This window comes from Plantactinospora sp. B24E8, assembly GCF_039871735.1.
GTDB lineage: Bacteria > Actinomycetota > Actinomycetes > Mycobacteriales > Micromonosporaceae > Plantactinospora.
On sequence record NZ_JBDPMH010000001.1, the window covers coordinates 232,580 to 246,728 of the forward strand.

Below are 14,149 nucleotides of genomic sequence, written 5' to 3' on the forward strand. Positions count from 1 at the left end.
GGCTCGGGCCCCGGGGCGTCCTCGGTGGGTGGCCGGCCGGTACGGTCAGCAGCTACGACTGACCGTACCGGTCGGGTAGTGGATCTGCTTCCCGTTGACGGTGGCCTGGACGTACCAGCTGGTGGACGAGCGGGTCAGTTCGCTGTCGCCGACCGCCGGGTAGACCTCGCCGGAGAACGAGGTGCCGCTGCCGATGCCCGATCCGACGTACGCGTAGTCGTCGCCCTGGGCAAATCCCCACACGATGCTGGCACTGCCGTTCTTCACCTGTCCAGTGATGCGTACCGCCCAGGTGCCGTCGCCGTAGCAGACTGCCGTCGCCGAAGCGGTGATGGACGGCGGCTGTGCGGGTGGGGCCTGCGTCCGGGGCGCCCTCGGTGGGTTCGTCGTCCGTCTCGGCGTCGGTTCCGGCTGGTTGTCGTCGGCGGACGGTCGTCGTGTGTCGTCCGCCGGCTCCCGGTCACCGGCCGGCTCCCGGTTGTCGTCGTGCCCGCCGCCGTCGCGCGGTCGGCCCGACCCGCCTGGCTTCGTCGGCGGTGAGGTCGGCGCGGGTTCGACGCTCGGCAGACTGCTCGGCATCGGTTGGCCGACCGGTGCGGGCGGCGGCGGTACGGTGGCCTGCTGCCGCGCCGGGTTATCGTCCCGGCCGAGTACGACAACCGTCCCGACCAGCATCAGCCCGAGTACGGCGGCGGCGACGGCGGCGATCCGACCGATTGGTCTCGCCGGGCCCTCCTTTGGTCCCATCGCGTCGTCGTCCGGCCCGGTTCCGGCGCTCTGCCGGCCCGTCGGACCGTTCCCGGGCGGTGTTCCGCCACTGCCCGGCTTCGCGGCGGCGCTGGCCGGTTCTGCGGCGACGGCACCCGGTTTCGGGCCGACCTTGCCCGGTCCCGTGGCGGTGTCGCCCGGTTTCGCGCCGAGGCTGCCCGGCTTCGCGGCGGTGTCGCCCGGTCCCGTCGGGGCCTGATCCGGCGTCGTGCCCTGCTTCTTCGAGGGGTCCGCTGCGTCACTTCCGGGGGCGCCCGCCGTTTCGGTGCGTTCCTCCTGCTCCGCGATGTCGGTCAGGGGCAGGCGGGCTCCGCACTCGGGCCGCAGGCAGTACGTCGCCCCGGGCTCGGCGACCTCTCCACACTTCGGACAGCTCATTCGGCCCGCCTCGGTCGATGGATCAGCATGACTGGGCGATGTTATTAGAGGAATGGGTCTCGGCGGGCCCGGCCGCCCTCCCGCTCCCCGGCCGGACCGGGCCTCGATGACGGTCGAGCCTTCCGACACCGGATCCGTGTTCCCAGGTCGACGGCCCGGCGGACGGGTACGGACACGGGATCGGCCATCGCGCTCCGCCCCGATGGCCGAGTGTCGGCCACCCGGGCGGTCCGTCAATTTAGTGGATCGCGTAGACGTGGATGATCGTCTGCCCCACCGCGTTGCCGGCCGAGTCGGTCGCGCTGGCCCTCAGCGAGACGAATCCGGATCCGGCGGAATGCCGGAGGTGTGCGGTACGGTGCAGACCGCTTCCGCTCAGCCGTACCGGACGCCAGGTGGCGCCGTCGTCGTACGAGACCTGGACGGTGAGTGCGGTCAGGTTTCCGTACGCCGGTGTCGGTCTTCGGGTCGAACGCGCCCTCGTACGTCAGTTTGCCCTGCCCCAACTACTCTCCACCCGATTCAAGATCGCAGATCTTGGACGAAAACCGTCGTGCCAACGACGGTTTCGACGCAAAGCTTGAGATCTTGGAGCGGTGGCCCGCCGGTTCCGGATGGATAGGTGTCGGGTAGTGGTCATATCGGCTGGGACGGGGCAGTCAATATTGAACTACTCCACTATGCTTCGGAACCTGTTCGGACAGTAGCGGGGCGGGGCCGCGAAGCCGCGACCAGTCTCGTCTACCTCGCTGAGCCGAGAGACAGCCTTCATGAGGAGCAGAGACCAGTGCGGCTGCACGGCCACCAGAATGACCCTGACGCCCGTACCCAGGATTCGGAGATATTCGTCCAGAACCTGGAGGAAACTGTCGCCGCCACCCAGCCGGGTACGCCTGTCCCGAATCTGAGCCGGATCGACGGCGTCGACGCCAGCGGGACAATCCACTGCACGGTCGACCTGGCCGGGGCGCTGCTCGATCTGCAGATCGACCCGGGCTGGTGGTCAGCCTTGGGGCCGGAACGAGTCGCCGCCGGCGTTCTCGAGGCACTCGAGCACGCCAGGACCAAAGTGGTCGTGGCGGTGATGGCGCTCAACCGTCACGGGCACCAGGCGCAGCCGGCGCCCGGACCGGACTTCGCCGCACAGGTCGCGGGCCCGCCGATCGACGTGCCGCACCTCGACTCGCCGGACTTCGAGCGCACGATCGAGGCGAAGATCGCGCGGGGTTTCGCCGTCCTGGAAGCCGCCCGGCGTCTCCGGCAGAGGCTTGACGACCCGCAGCGGCGGATCGTGTCGGGGCCGCGCGGACTGTTCCGGGTCGTCGTGGTCGGGACGGCCGTACAGGGCGCGGAGGTGGACCAGGACCGGCTGGGTCCGTACGGCGGAAACCAACTCGCTGATGATGCCCGCCCCGCGCTGCAGGAGGCGTACGACTATTCCCGCTTGACGCATCTTCGGGGGATCTGATGGGCGACTACACGACCGGGGAGATCCGGATCGCGGCGGATGCGATCCGTGAAGAGGCGAACAAGTTCTACAAGCTCTCCGAACGGATGGGAAAGGTCCGCGAGACAACCGCCGCCTTGCCGCTCCCGCAGTCCTCGTTTCTGATTGCTGACCCGGCTACCGGCGAGATCACCGCCGCCGACCTGAAGGACGCCTACGACCGGATGCACGGCAAACTGACGATGCTCTTCCAGCAGGCTACGGAACAGTTCGAGCTGTTCGGTGACGCCCTACGGAGGGCGGCCGACTCGTACGAGCGGACCGACGCCGAGTCAGCGGTCAACCTCAAAGAGATCTGGACGGGAAAGTAGGCGTCGATAATGAGCGAAGAAGGTGTGCTCCGCCGGCTCACTCCCTCGACCGGCCAAGGGGGTAGCGCGGCCGCGGAATATATGCCACGCTCCCTCGAGATGTTGCGTATGGGAGTGGAACTCCTCGTGCAACTCCTCGAGGAGATTCGCTCCGCGTGGGGTCGTCTACTTGGCGAGGTCAACGCGTTCCTGATCAGAGCGAATAACGAGGTTCAGCGAAGCATCTTGGCCCGGGTAGTGGAGTGGTGGACCGACGAGGTCGCCAGGACCCTGGAAGAGATACGGCAGACGCTGGAGCAGGTCAGGGTCGGCGTCGACAAGATCCTGTCGATGTTGCAGGAAGCTGTCGAGAAGTCCGGAGCTGTAGGGCTGCTGTTCGAGCGAGCGATCGTCTACGTCACGTGGCTCAACAGCGAACTTTCTGACATTCCTGAGGAGATGGACGGCGGGATCAACCTTGCCTACTGGGGTGGGCCCGCCCGAATCGCCTACGACAAGAAGTTGCAGGACCAGGTAAGTGCGGTAAAGAACACCCACGCTAAAGTGAAAGACACGGGCAAGTGGCTGGCTTCGGTCGGCAAAGAGAACATCGCCTACCTCGCCGAACTCGGGGATCGGGTGGCGACGATATCGGGCCCTTTCGCTGCTGCGATTGCAAATTCCTCACAGGCCGCCGCAGGAAACGCCCCCCAGGCCCTGTTCGCCCTGCATTCACTTTCAGAGGTCATCGGACAGACGGTTGCAGAGTCTCTTCAGTACGGCGTCAATCTCACAAGACGTCTTTCCGAGGTGTCTGCGCAGGTGGTCGATCTGCACAGTAGCACCGCAGACAACAGCGGCCTGAGCGGAGGGAACTGGCCCCGTGTTGCCGCAGTATAGGTCGCAGTTGGCGCCGCTTGATCGAGAGGGTGTTGGTCGATGGAATCGCAACAAGTCGGCGTGTCTGCGCTGATTGGTGTAGTCTCCGCACTGCTGGTCCTGGGTTGTTCTGCAGAAGCTCCAGAGCCCATTCCGTCAGACCTGCCTGGAAATTCGAGCCTTGGGCCTGACCCAACATCTTCGTGGGTGCCATCAGGTCGATGGCAGGGCTTGAACGCCAAGTGTCCGGTGATTGAGGATGACCTGCCTGGACTTCCTGGGGTTGGTGGGGAGGGTCAGGTGAACGACACCTATGCAGAAAGTCGCACGAACCTCTTGGCCTCCTGTTCGTGGAAGAACGACGGTGATGACGGGCCCCATCTCATGGCTACGGTTCGTATTTTCCGTCGAGCTGGAGACCTGGATGTTGAAGAATTGGCGCTGAATGCTCTGCGAAAGGCCCGGGACGAGGCGGAGAAGCGGGCATCCGAGGACCCTGAGTACTACCAGCCTCCGGCGGACCTGCCGGGGTTGGGTGACGGGGCATACCTGACCCTTGACCCCGTGAGCATGGCGATCGAGGTCAAGACGCGTTCCGAAAACGCGTTGGTCACCACGACGCTGTGGCTCACGGGTGTTTCGACGTACGACACGGAGCGCCGGCGGGAGGTGTTGCGGGCGCAGCAGTCCAACATCATCGCGGCGACCCGGGACGTGCTCGACGACCTACGGTGATCGGGTGCAGGTTTTCTTCTGCTGGTGAAAGGGGCCGACCGGGTCAGCTCCGGGCGGTCCGCCGCTGGGCGTCGACGCGCGCTGACGAACACCGGGCGGTCCGCCGCTGGGCGTCGACGCGCGCTGACGAACACGAACTGGCGGAATCGCTGGCGGCGGCGATGACGGCGTCGAGGCGGTCGCGGGCGGCGATCAGGCCGTCGATCTGCAGGTTGATGCGGTCGCGTTCGGCGACCAGCCGGGCCATCGACTCGGGGGTGCTGACCCCGGCGTCGACACAGGGCAGCAGCTCCAGGATGGCTTTGCTGGCCAGGCCGGCGGCATACAGTTGCTGGATCAGGTTGACGCGTTCGACCGCGCTGTCGGGATAGTGGCGCTGGCCGCTCTCGCTGCGCAGGGCGGGAAGCAGCTGCTGCTCCTCGTAGTAGCGCAGGGCCCGGACGCTCACCCCGGTCTTCTCGGCCAGCTCTCCGATCCGCATGTTCCTGCCCTCCCCCCGGGTGACCCCGCTCACGGAACTTGCCTCTGACGTCAACGTCAGGTTTTAGCGTAGCGGCAGGTCCAACCAGGGAGGCAAACATGAAGGTTTCCGGTTCTGTCGCGCTCGTCACCGGCGCCAACCGTGGCATCGGCCGGCAGTTCGCCCGACTGCTGCTCGAACGGGGTGCGAGCAAGGTCTACGCGACCGCGCGCAACCCCGAGGCGATCGACGTTCCCGGCGTGCAGGCGCTGCGGCTCGACATCACCGACCCGGCGTCGATCGCCGCGGCGGCGTCGGTCGCGACCGACGTCGACCTGCTGGTGAACAACGCCGGCATCTCAACCCACACCAATCTTGTCACCGGTGACCTGGACACGATCCGGCTGGAGATGGAGACCCACTTCTACGGCACCCTCGGCATGATCCGGGCGTTCGCCCCGGTGCTGGCGGCCAACGGCGGCGGCGCGATCGTCAACATGCTCTCCGCGCTCTCCTGGTTCTCCCACGACGGCGACAACGCGTACGGCGCGGCCAAGGCCGCCGAGTGGAGCCTCACCAACGGCGTGCGCCTGGAACTGGCCAAGCAGAAGACGCTGGTGACCGGCGTGCACCTGGGGTTGGCCGACACCGACATGGTGGCCGACTTCGACGGTCCCAAGACGGACCCGGCCGACGTGGTCCGTGCGGTACTCGACGGTGTCGAGGCCGGCAAGCTGGAGGTGCTGATCGACGACTGGAGTGCCCACGTCAAGGCGTCCCTGGCCCGCGACCCGTTCGAGTTCTACGGCCCGTCGCTGTCGAACTGAGGTGCCGGGATTCGTGGTGTCAGGTCGTCGTGCCCACGACGATCCGGCACCACGATCCGGGCGGCGCGCCGAAAAAGCACAAAAACTTTTGCGCAAATTTATTTGTGGACTGGTAGCCTGCGGGCATGGCGGACGAGCGGACCTCCGAGCCGGCTGAGAGCACGCCGGCGATCACCGACCTGAACGTGCTGCGGGCCATCACCAACCCGATCCGGTTCCGGCTCTACGAGGTGCTGGCCACCCGGGGGCCGGCCACCGCCGCCCGCCTCGCGGAGTACGTCTCCGCGGCGCCCGGGTCGTTGAGCTACCACCTGCGGCAGTTGGCCGCCGCCGGTTACGTCGAGGAGGCACCCGACCTCGGTGGCGACGCCCGGGAACGCTGGTGGCGTGCGGTGCCGGGCGGCATCCGGTTCTCCCCGGCCGACTTCCTGGACACCCCGGCCGCGCGTGCGGCGGTGGACGCGGCACAGCAGCTTGCCGTCGGCCGTCGCCTCGACCGGCTACGACGGTGGCAGGAGACGGCGGTCGACCGGTGGGGCGCCGAATGGCTCGGCGCCGCGGTCTCCAGCGACATGATGCTGTACCTGACCCCGGACGAGCTGCGACAGTTCGGCGCCGAGGTGGGCGAACTCATCGACCGGTGGGCGGAGCGCTCCCGCGACCATCGGGCGGCACAGTCGGCGCAGGGCACAGCGAGTGCACAGAGCGCAGAGACCGGGTCGGACTCCGGCCGCGAGGAGATCTTCCTCTTCGTACACGGGTTCCCGGTCGACCCGTCCGAGGAGCCGCGGCCATGACCAGCGTCCGACCGGAGCCGGATCTGACCGCCGCCACGGCGGAGAGCGCCCGGGCGGCGGACGTCACCGCATCCGACGCTGCCCCACCCGACTCCGCCGTCCCACCCGACGCCGCCGGACCAGCGGCGGGTCCGCCGTCCCGCCGGATGTTCCTGCGCTACCTCGGCGGGTTCGGGCTCTCCCTGCTCGGCGACCAACTGTGGTTCATGGCCCTCGCCTGGGCCGCCGTCCGACTGGGCGATCCGACCCAGACATCGTTGGTGATGACGATCGGCGCGGTGCCGAGGGCGACCCTGCTGCTCGTCGGCGGCACCATGGCCGACCGTTGGGGAGCACTGCGGGTGGCCCAGGCCAGCCAGGTGCTCCGGCTGCTGGTCATGGCAGCCGCCGCCGGCACCGCGCTGGCCGTCGGCCCCGACCTTGTTGTCCTCGCGATCGTGGCGTTGGTCTTCGGTGCGATCGACGCCGTACACCTGCCGGCGGTCGCGGCGCTGCCACCGCAACTGCTCGCGCGGGACCAGTTGCCCGCCGGCCAGGGGCTGGTGCAGACCCTCGAACGGGCCGCCACGATCGTCGGCGCGCCACTCGGTGGTTTTCTCGTCGCCTTCGGCGGCTTCAGCCTGACCACCGCGATCAACGTGGGACTGTTCGGCCTCGCCTTCCTCGTACTCCGGACGCTCCGGCTGACCATGGCATCGAGCGTGCCGACAAAGGACGACCCCGGCGCGGCTCGGCCGGAGGGCACTTGGCGCTCGCTGTGGGCGGGTCTGCGGTACGTGGCCCGCGACTCCGTGCTCGGACCGATCCTGCTGGTGGTCAGCCTGCTCAACCTGATGCTCACCGCGCCGCTGAACGTCGGTGTCGCGCTGCTCGCCCAGACACGCGGCTGGGACGCCAGCGGGTTCAGCGGGATCATCGCCGGGTTTGGCGCCGGCGCCACCCTCGGCGCCCTGTCGATGCTGCGGTGGCGGCCCCGACGTCGCCCCGCCGTCATCGGGCTGCTCTGGGTCGCGCTCGGCAGCGGCTGCCTGGCGGCGATCACCCTCAGCCCGAACCTGCCGACCGCGATCGGAGCCGGCGCCGCGCTGGGCTTCAGCGCGGGGCCGGCCAGTGCGTTGCTGCTCGGACTGGTGCAGGCCCGCACCCAGACCAACTATCTCGGCCGGGTCATGTCGCTGGTCACCTTCTCCGCGCTCGGCCTCGTACCGATCGGCTACAGCGCGTTCGGGCTGCTGGTCGAGGCGACGAACCTGACAGCCACCTTCCTCGGCTGCGGCGCCGTCGGGCTGCTCACCGCACTCGCCGCCCTGGCCCTGCCGGCCCTGCGGGACGCCGACTTCGCGGAACCCGCGCCGGGTACGCCGTGAGGTGAGCGTCGATCGCCCCTCACATTCCCGAGATCTTGGACGCCTGGCGTTGCTGCAGCGACGCTAAACGTCCAAGATCGCGGGTTGGCTGGGTACCTTGAGTCGCTATCTGGCTTCAGTTTCGGCTACGAAGACGCCGCGTCCTGGTCGGCCTACCAACAGACCGCGTTGGCGTAGCTTCGCGGTGGCGCGTTGGATGGTCGCGGGCGAAACGTTGTAGTGGTCAGCGAGAGCTTGGCCAGAGGGCAGCTGAGTTCCGGGTGGGAACTCTCCCCGTTCGATCCTCGCGACGAGATCGTTGAGCAGCTCTTCCATGGTCGGCGGGATAGGCACAGTTCGCCCCTTGCGGCTCGGTTGGCCCATCCAGTATCGATCATGAATCTGACATAGGCAACGCACGTGTCATAACTGAGCAAGGTGATGAGGTGAGGAGGTGATGGAAAAGATGTGCTGATGTCCTTGACTGATTTGAGCGAGCATCAGTACTGTCATCGATGGTGGTTGTCGGGGTGGTTGCGGTCGGTTGGCACCTTTCGCAGGTCACGACACCCGCCGAACGACCGGGCTGACGTGCTGGTGGGCGCCCCTCCGTTCACCAGCGCTGCGTCTCGCCCGGAGCTGAGTCCCCCGCGTGGCAACCCCGGTGCCGTACCCGCCGATCGAGGCTGCGGTGTCGGGGTGGGGTGGTCCGGCCGGACCCGAAACGGCCGGACCACCCCTTCCAATCAAGACGTGAAAGGAGTCCTGACATGCGCAAACTCCTTCGAAAGATGCTCAGACGGAACAGCGCGCAGCGGCTGCTCTCGACCGTCGGCCAGTACCGGTCGGCGACGTACGCCCCGTTGCGGCCCTGGCAGGTGCGGGGCCGGCGGTTCGCGGTGACCTGGCGTGGCCTGGACCCGGACGAGGTCGGCGCCTTCCTCGACCGGGTGGCGCACGATCTGACCGGGGTCTACGCCGAGCTGGCCCGCAGCCGCGAGGAGAACCAGCGGATCAAGGACGCGTTGCGCCGCTGGCAGTCCAGCCAGGCACCGAGCATGCGGGACCTGGCCCGGCGATGAGCGGGGAAGAGAACAACCGGTACGTCATCCACCTGCCGGTTGTCGCCGCCGACCTGGCCCGCGCCCGGGTTCTGGCGCGTACCGCCGCGCGGGCGCTCTCCTTCCTCGCGGTCGACGCCCGGGAGACGACCGTTTCCGAGGAGGACAACCAGGGCGTACACCATCGGGTTTTCTGTGATCGGTTGCTGGCCGACGGCCGGCGCTGCGCGTTGCGGGCCGAGCACGCCACCGGGTGTGCGCCGAGGGTGCCACGATGAGCGGCCCGCCGGTCGTCACCTGCGCCGGCTGCCAGGGCCTGACCTTCGGTCTCGTCCGCTGCCGGTGCACCTGGCACGGCGACCGGTTCCTGGTCGACTCCTCCGTCGACGAGGAGTCTGCGCCGGGGCGGCGGGGTGCGGCATACCGGGACTGTCTGCTCTGCCAGGGCACCGGCACGGTCACCCGGGGGTGCCACGAGTGCGGGCAGCGCGGCGAGCGGCGGGCCCAGATTGTCCTCACCGTGGTCAACGCCGACACCGGGGCGGTCGCCTCGGCCAGCATCACCCCAGGATCCCTTGAACCCACCCCGGCGTACGGCCGCTGGCGGCTCACGTTCAACCCGGTGCTGGACGAGTTGGCCGCCGCCGTGGCAGCCACCGGGCTGGTCGAGCTGACCGGCGGCGGCCGGCCGGTCGGCGAGCAGGATCTGCTGCTGCCCCGACAGTGGCATCCCGCGCTCCCCGCCGCCCAGCGGGACGCCCTGGTCGCGGCGGCCCTCGCCGACCATGGCCACAATCCGTGGCGGGTCTTCCAGGGCCGCACCGTCGCGCCGCCGCCGGTCGACCCCACCGCCCGGCTCACCGCGCTGTGCCGGCTCGCCGACCAGCTCCATGTTGACCTCGTGGTCGAACTGCGGCGTACGGAGTGGGGTGGAACGGACTGGGACCTGCGCTACGAGCTGCCGGGCGCGCCCGTGTCGACCACACCCCGGGTACGGGGCGACGACCTGCCCGCCGCCGTTGTCGCCACCACGGTCGCCAACGCCTTCGACGGATTCGAGCCGCGCAACCTCGCCGCGCCGGGGTACTTCCTCCGGCCCGGTATCGAGCAGGTTGAGCGGGCCGAGTCGATCGACCTCGACCTCGACCTCGATCTCGACCAGCTCGAACGTCGGATGCTCCGGGACGCCGATGACCAGTCTGGCGCCCAGGCGATCTGGCGCAACCGCCGGTGGTGGCACACCTCGCTGCGCCGCGACCGGCTCGCCGAGGAACTCACCGAGGAGCCGACCGGCCAGGTGACCCGGCGGGTCACCGCCGTACTGGTCCGGGGATGGGAGCCGCCCGTCCCCGAGTGGTGGGGCGAGCCGATCCCGTACCACGACTGTCCCGACTGTGATCCGGGCAGTCTGCTCCGTACCTGCTGGTGCCGGCTCGGCGGTCGACCGGCAGACCCGGACTGCGCGGACTGCGGCGGCGCCGGCGTCCGCGCCCAGCGGCTGCCCTGCCACAGTTGCGGCGACAGCCACCGGATCCAGCACGGTGCGGTGGTCAGCGTGACCGATCTCGCCGGCCGCGTCGTGCACGAGAACTGGACGCCGCGACCGGTAACGGCGGAACTCGTCGCCACCCAGCCCGGCGGCAAGCCGGTCGTCCAGCTTCCCGAGGCGTACCGGATCGCCGGGCTCGCCGAACGGATCGGCCGGGCGCCGGCCGACCTCACCGAGCTCGACCTCGGACAGCCGCTCTGTCAGGACCTGCGGGACGGGGTCGTCACCCTCGACAACCCCACCGACGATCCGGTTGCCATGCAGCTCGCCCGCGCCACCCGGGGCCGGCCCGGCGGCCGGTTGCTGCTGGCGGCCCGGCCGGTGGAGGCACCGCCCCTGGCCGAGCTGATCCGGGTCGCGCTCGGTCTGCGGCTGGCGGTCGCGATCACCGTCCAGGACCACCGGCTCAACGATGGTGACCCGCTGCGGATCCACGGCGAGAGCTGGGCGGTCGAGGTGCTCTCCGTCGACCCGGTCGCCCCGTTCACCGACCTGCCGACGCAGCCGAGCCTGGCGGCGGCGGTGGCGAGCTGCGTGACGTACCTCGAAGTGGCGCTCGCGGCGGCGGTGCCCGCCGACCCGCGTCGACCGATCCCGGTGCCGCAGACGCCGGTGCCGGCGCCGGCCGCCGACCCGGGCCCGCTGGTCGCGCGACTCGGCCACCACTTCTCCGGCCGGCCGGTCACCGTACGCCTCGACGGTGCCGGCTGCACCGTCCACCTGCACGAGTACGGCGTCACCCAGCTGCTGGCCAGCGCACCCACCGTGCCCGCCGCCCTCAGCGCGCTCGGCCTGCGGGTCGCCGATTGGCGGTGTTGAGCGGTACGGCTGGTCACAGTCGACGGGGCAGGTCCTGGTCGCCGGGTTTGATGCCGGCGCTCCGCAGATCCCAGCCGACGATCGCGGCCAGGACCACGGCGATCAGGCCGATGATGGTCACGGTCGGCAGCCCCACCAGTGCCGGAGCCACGGCGACGAGGACAACGGCGGCGATCAGCCGGGGGGCGGCGACCGTGAGGAACAGGTGACGGGCGAGCAGCGCGTGCCCGGCGAGGAAGAGGGCGGGGCCGGCGACCAGGACCGCGACCATGGCGGCCCGGGCCGGCTCCGCCGGATTGGTGATCACCTCCTGGTCGGCCGTGGTGAGGGCGACGATCCCGGCCACCATGACCAGGTGGGCGAAGCCGGCCTCCCGGGTCCGGACGTCCGGGTCCGGTGCTCCGGAGAAGCTCGGCCCGAGTTTCTCCCGGATCCGGTGGAAGTAGATCCAGTAGAGCATCACGCTGATGATGAAACACAGCGCGAACGCGACGCCCCGGTGCGGGCTGAAGTCGTTGTCGTGGAAGGTGAGTCCGGTGACGGCGATGGTCTGGCCGAGCGCGATGATGATGAACTGCCGGTAGCGTTCGGCGAAGTGTTCGCTGGCGAGGTTGAGCTCCCGGGTCGGGGTACGACCAAGGCCGGGCGTCGGCCAGCCGAGCAGTGCGGCCAGGTAGTCGATCGTGATGGCGAGGCTCCAGAGCGCGATCCGGGCGTTGTCCTCGACCAGCGCGCCGGCGAACCAGGGCACCGCCGAAACGGTGAACCAGAACGCGGCCCGGAGCGGCCGGAGACCAAGCTCGTCGTGCCGCAGTGCGTAGGCGAGGATGCCGCTGCGGCCCAGGTTGACCGCGACGTAGCTGATCGCGAAGAGCAGGCCGCGCGCGTCCCACGACTCCGGGATGGCGGCGGAGAGGGCAAGAGCGCCGAACATGGAGCCGATGACCAGCAACTGGAGTCGGAGGCTCCGGGAGTCGAGGCTGTCGGTCAACAGGTTCGTGTACGCCCAGATCCACCAGGTGGCCATGAGGATGAGCAGGATCTCGAGGCCGCCGATCCAGTGGAGCCGTTCGGACAGCGCCTCCGAGAGCCGGAACAGGGCGAACACGAAGGCGAGGTCGAAGAAGAGTTCGACGTACGTGATGGGTTTCGGGCGCTGTAGTTGCCGGACGAGTTCGGCTCGCCTGCCTCTGGTCATCCGCTCGCCCCGCCTGCTTCCCGCCGCCTTCCCTGCGTCGGTTACCTCGTCCAGGGTATCGGCAAATAGGTAATCTGCTGCTATAACGGGCATTGTCGAGTGCGGTGGCAAACGAAGCCGGAAGGGGGGCTAGAAGAGGTATAAAAAGGACATGAAGCGGCGGCGTGTCGGCCAGTCGGTGCCAGCGATCCGCCGTCCACCCGGCGAGGCCGAACCTCCGTCGTTCCTCGAACTCTTTTTTGATCTCGCCTTCATCGTCGTCTTCGCCCAGCTGTCACAGGAACTGGCCGGGAATCTGTCCTGGCGCGGCGCGTTCGAGATGGTCCTGCTGCTGCTCACCGCGTGGTGGGTCTGGGTACTGACCGTCTGGCTGACCGACCTGTTCAACCCACGCCTGTCAAAGATCCGGCTGGTCACCATCCTGATCATGTTCGGCGTCCTGCTGATGGCACTCGTGATGGCGACCGCGTTCGAGACGCGCCGGCCAGGAAGAGTGCCGGCCCGCCGAGCATGACCGCGCCCCAGTTCGGGTGCGGACGGTCCAACGGGTCGTTGATGACAAGTGCGGTCCCGGCCGCCGTGAGGATGAGGCCGGCGATCATGACGAGATGTCCCACCACCGCGAACTGGCAGAACCTGGACGGATCGGGGGAGGCGACGATCGCGTCGGGTAGCGCCTCACCGGCCCGGAAAATGTAGATCCGCCACATCAGCACCGACGTCGCGAACGCCACGCCGAAGGCGGCGAGCCGGTGGGCCGTGTGGTTTTCGGGGCCGACCGTCAGCGCGGCTATGAAGATCGACATACCGAGCGCGATCACCATGAGTTCCCGGTAACGTTCGGCGACACGCTCACCGACGAGTTTCCACTCCCAGTCGGAGGAGCGGCCGAGTCTCGGGGTGGGCCAGCCGAGCACGGCCGCCCCGTACTCGATCGAGATCGCCAGCGCCCACAGCGCGGTGCGCGGCGTACCGGGAACGAACGCGCCGGCGAGCCAGGCTGTCCCGGAGATGCTGACCCAGAAGAGGATCCGACGGTTGCGGATCCGTAGCACGTGCTGGCGACCGGCGACGGCGAGGTACGTGCTCGACCCGAAGTGGATGGCGAGATACGCGACCACGAAGAGCAGCCCTCGCCGGTCGAACGACTGCGGCACCGCCGTCGACATCACCAGACTGCCGGTCATCACCCAGAAAACCTGCACCTGGCCACGCGGATGGTTCAGGTTGAAGGTGTCCGCCGCCCACGAGGTGAGGGCCCACACCAGCGAGAACGCCAGGAACAGGATCAGCGTCTGTACGGCGGCCGACCCGGTCGGTGTCGCGGACAGGTTCGCCGCGAGCACGATGAGCGCAAGGACGAACACCAGGTCGAAGAAGAGTTCGAGAAAGGCCGGGCGATGTTCTCCCGTTGCCTCCCGTACCACGCCGACGTCATCAGCCATCGGGACTCAATATGCCAGAATTATCCTCAATGCTCGTGGTAACGCCGCTGTTGGTCAGGGGGTGCGGAGTTCGACCAGGGTCACCTGCGG

At 68.7% G+C, this 14,149-nt stretch carries 15 protein-coding genes and 1 pseudogene; 11 read left to right on the forward strand and 5 right to left on the reverse strand.

All coding sequences use genetic code 11. The features are described from left to right. Window positions 1–45: 45 nt before the first annotated feature. A complete protein-coding gene (locus ABGB21_RS01060; RefSeq protein ID WP_347655179.1) occupies window positions 46–1,146 on the reverse strand; it encodes a hypothetical protein in 1,101 nt (366 codons plus the stop codon). Between the two features lie 622 nt (window positions 1,147–1,768). Between ABGB21_RS01060 and ABGB21_RS01065 the strand changes: the two genes are divergently transcribed. The 4 genes from ABGB21_RS01065 to ABGB21_RS01080 all read left to right on the forward strand — a co-directional run bounded on the left by ABGB21_RS01065 (window position 1,769) and on the right by ABGB21_RS01080 (window position 4,557). Then, on the forward strand, window positions 1,769–2,614 hold the full coding sequence (locus ABGB21_RS01065) for a hypothetical protein (protein ID WP_347675997.1): 846 nt from the start codon (window positions 1,769–1,771) through the stop codon (window positions 2,612–2,614). After that, window positions 2,614–2,964, forward strand: a complete 351-nt coding sequence (locus ABGB21_RS01070) for a type VII secretion target (RefSeq protein WP_347675999.1) — start codon at window positions 2,614–2,616, stop codon at window positions 2,962–2,964. The genes ABGB21_RS01065 and ABGB21_RS01070 overlap by 1 nt, the downstream gene beginning before the upstream one ends. A gap of 114 nt (window positions 2,965–3,078) precedes the next feature. Beyond that, window positions 3,079–3,843: a hypothetical protein gene (locus ABGB21_RS01075; RefSeq protein WP_347676001.1), complete on the forward strand. Its 765-nt coding sequence runs from the start codon at window positions 3,079–3,081 to the stop codon at window positions 3,841–3,843. 279 nt (window positions 3,844–4,122) lie between these two features. After that, on the forward strand, window positions 4,123–4,557 hold the full coding sequence (locus ABGB21_RS01080; protein WP_347676003.1) for a hypothetical protein: 435 nt from the start codon (window positions 4,123–4,125) through the stop codon (window positions 4,555–4,557). A 154-nt stretch (window positions 4,558–4,711) separates the two neighbouring features. Here ABGB21_RS01080 and ABGB21_RS01085 read toward each other — a convergent pair. Next, window positions 4,712–5,038, reverse strand: a pseudogene (locus ABGB21_RS01085) (MerR family transcriptional regulator); the annotation flags it as partial. A 98-nt stretch (window positions 5,039–5,136) separates the two neighbouring features. Here ABGB21_RS01085 and ABGB21_RS01090 point away from each other — a divergent pair. From ABGB21_RS01090 to ABGB21_RS01100, 3 genes are all read left to right on the forward strand, one after another. After that, complete coding sequence (locus tag ABGB21_RS01090; protein WP_347676005.1) at window positions 5,137–5,844, forward strand: SDR family oxidoreductase; 708 nt, start codon at window positions 5,137–5,139, stop codon at window positions 5,842–5,844. Window positions 5,845–5,969: 125 nt separating this feature from the next. After that, window positions 5,970–6,641, forward strand: coding sequence for a helix-turn-helix domain-containing protein (locus ABGB21_RS01095; protein WP_347676007.1), 672 nt, complete (start codon window positions 5,970–5,972; stop codon window positions 6,639–6,641). Next, entirely contained in the window at window positions 6,638–8,008 is a 1,371-nt protein-coding gene (locus ABGB21_RS01100; RefSeq protein ID WP_347676009.1) for an MFS transporter, read from the forward strand. Before ABGB21_RS01095 ends, ABGB21_RS01100 begins: the two co-directional genes overlap by 4 nt. A 105-nt stretch (window positions 8,009–8,113) precedes the next feature. On the opposite strand, the gene ABGB21_RS01105 is transcribed toward ABGB21_RS01100, so the two are convergent. Next, window positions 8,114–8,341 (reverse strand): winged helix-turn-helix domain-containing protein, encoded by a 228-nt coding sequence (locus ABGB21_RS01105; RefSeq protein ID WP_347655188.1) that lies wholly within the window; start codon window positions 8,339–8,341, stop codon window positions 8,114–8,116. Window positions 8,342–8,778: 437 nt separating this feature from the next. Here ABGB21_RS01105 and ABGB21_RS01110 point away from each other — a divergent pair, with 437 nt between their 5' ends. Genes ABGB21_RS01110 through ABGB21_RS01120 form a run of 3 tightly spaced genes read left to right on the forward strand, consistent with a single transcriptional unit; the run spans window position 8,779 to window position 11,416 of the window. Then, window positions 8,779–9,069 (forward strand): DivIVA domain-containing protein, encoded by a 291-nt coding sequence (locus tag ABGB21_RS01110; protein WP_347676366.1) that lies wholly within the window; start codon window positions 8,779–8,781, stop codon window positions 9,067–9,069. Next, complete coding sequence (locus tag ABGB21_RS01115; protein WP_347655189.1) at window positions 9,066–9,326, forward strand: hypothetical protein; 261 nt, start codon at window positions 9,066–9,068, stop codon at window positions 9,324–9,326. The genes ABGB21_RS01110 and ABGB21_RS01115 overlap by 4 nt, the downstream gene beginning before the upstream one ends. Beyond that, window positions 9,323–11,416: a hypothetical protein gene (locus tag ABGB21_RS01120; RefSeq protein ID WP_347676011.1), complete on the forward strand. Its 2,094-nt coding sequence runs from the start codon at window positions 9,323–9,325 to the stop codon at window positions 11,414–11,416. Before ABGB21_RS01115 ends, ABGB21_RS01120 begins: the two co-directional genes overlap by 4 nt. A 13-nt stretch (window positions 11,417–11,429) precedes the next feature. Here ABGB21_RS01120 and ABGB21_RS01125 read toward each other — a convergent pair whose 3' ends face one another. Then, a complete protein-coding gene (locus tag ABGB21_RS01125) occupies window positions 11,430–12,614 on the reverse strand; it encodes a low temperature requirement protein A (protein ID WP_347655191.1) in 1,185 nt (394 codons plus the stop codon). Between the two features lie 151 nt (window positions 12,615–12,765). On the opposite strand from ABGB21_RS01125, the gene ABGB21_RS01130 reads away from it, so the two are divergent. Further along, window positions 12,766–13,128 (forward strand): low temperature requirement protein A, encoded by a 363-nt coding sequence (locus ABGB21_RS01130; RefSeq protein WP_347676013.1) that lies wholly within the window; start codon window positions 12,766–12,768, stop codon window positions 13,126–13,128. Here the strand turns inward: ABGB21_RS01130 and ABGB21_RS01135 are convergent. Further along, on the reverse strand, window positions 13,040–14,059 hold the full coding sequence (locus ABGB21_RS01135) for a low temperature requirement protein A (RefSeq protein ID WP_347676015.1): 1,020 nt from the start codon (window positions 14,057–14,059) through the stop codon (window positions 13,040–13,042). The genes ABGB21_RS01130 and ABGB21_RS01135 overlap by 89 nt on opposite strands. Window positions 14,060–14,149 lie beyond the last annotated feature (90 nt).